At 62.5% G+C, this 1,409-nt stretch carries 1 protein-coding gene; it reads right to left on the bottom strand.

Annotated features, from left to right (window positions below; genetic code table 11):
• Nucleotides 1–37 precede the first annotated feature (37 nt).
• Nucleotides 38–1,252 carry an IS256 family transposase ISSpma2 gene (locus tag CVT63_08420; protein ID PKQ26612.1) on the bottom strand — a complete coding sequence of 405 codons (1,215 nt, stop codon included), beginning with the start codon at nt 1,250–1,252 and terminating at the stop codon, nt 38–40.
• Between the last annotated feature and the right edge of the window lie 157 nt (nt 1,253–1,409).

Here is a 1,409-nt window from a genome sequence, read left to right as displayed (position 1 = left end):
AAGGTGGTGTAATTTCGGCTGTGGCCGTGGGCCATCGTCAGGCGGCTTTGGCGGTGATGTGTAGGGGCTGATTTTCCTCCTCGATCATGGGTTGGTTGAGTTCGGCCATGCCTTCGATCTGCATGTATCGGTGCTGGAGCTGCCACTCGTCGTTCTGCTCCATCAGCACAGCCCCGACGAGGCGGATGATGCTGTCTTCGTTCGGGAAGATTCCGACGACGTCGGCGCGGCGCTTGACCTCCTTGTTGAGCCGCTCGAGCGGATTGGTTGAGTGTAACTTCGTGCGGTGCTGGGTGGGAAAGCCGGTGTAGGCGAGCACGTCGGTTTCGGCCTCGTCCATGCAGGCGCCGAGCTTGGGCCAACGGGTGCGCAACTGGTCGGCGACCTGTCGCCAGACCTGCGTTGCGCTTTTCTGATCGGGCTGCAGGAAGACCTGGCGGATCGCGGCGGCGACGACAGTGTTCTGGCCCTTGGGCACATAGGACAGGGCATTGCGCATGAAGTGCACCCGGCAGCGCTGCCAGGTGGCGCCCATGACGCGGGTGATCGCGCCCTTGAGGCCCTCGTGAGCATCGGAGATGACCAGCTTCACGCCGGTAAGACCGCGCCGAACAAGGTCCTTCAGGAAGTCGGACCAGAAGACCTCCGCTTCCGAGGGGCCGATATGCAGGCCGACGATCTCGCGCCGGCCCTCGGTGTTGACGGCCATGGCGATTATTGCGGCAACGCTGATGATCCGCCCGCCTTCGCGTACCTTGAGATAGGTGGCATCGAGCCAGAGATACGGCCATTCGCCGGTGAGCGGGCGTTTCAGAAAGGCATGGACGCGCTCGTCAATGTCCTTGCAAAGCTTGGAGACGGTGGACTTGGAGATGCCGGTCATGCCCATGGCCTGGACGAGTTCATCGACCCGCCGGGTGCTGACCCCGCCGATCCACGCTTCCTGGATCACCGCAACCAGCGCTTTCTCGACCATCTTGCGGGGCTCAAGGAAGCCCGGAAAGTAGGACCCAGCACGCAGCTTGGGGATTTTCAGGTTCAGCGTGCCTACCCGGGTATCCAGCGAACGGTCGCGATAGCCGTTGCGCCAGGTCGCGCGCTCGCTGCTGCGTTCGTGGCGACCCGCGCCGATCAGGCCATCAACGTCGGCCTCCATGATCAGCTGCAGCACGTTCTCGGCGATGGTGCGCAAAAAATCCGGTTGGCCGCCCTTCGCAGCAAGCTCTTCGATCAGTAATCTGTCCTCGGTCATCGGGAACTCCTCTTCGTCACGGTTGAAGTGTGCAAACTCCACCATAACGATGAACCCGGTGGCCACCAGCGACGCCGCATTCCGGGGTGGGGCATGCCCCACCCCGGAATACACCATCGCCTACACCGGAAATTACACCACGAGCGCGGACGCTAAC

The organism is Candidatus Anoxymicrobium japonicum (assembly GCA_002843005.1).
GTDB classification, from domain to species: Bacteria; Actinomycetota; Geothermincolia; order Fen-727; family Anoxymicrobiaceae; genus Anoxymicrobium; species Anoxymicrobium japonicum.
Note: the sequence above shows the minus strand (reverse complement) of the source record. Positions and strands in the feature narration are given on the sequence as shown.

Excerpts from the sequence above, each read along its gene's own strand:
- CVT63_08420 (PKQ26612.1), bottom strand. The coding sequence starts at position 1,252 with ATGACCGAGGACAGATTACTGATCGAAGAGCTTGCTGCGAAGGGCGGC.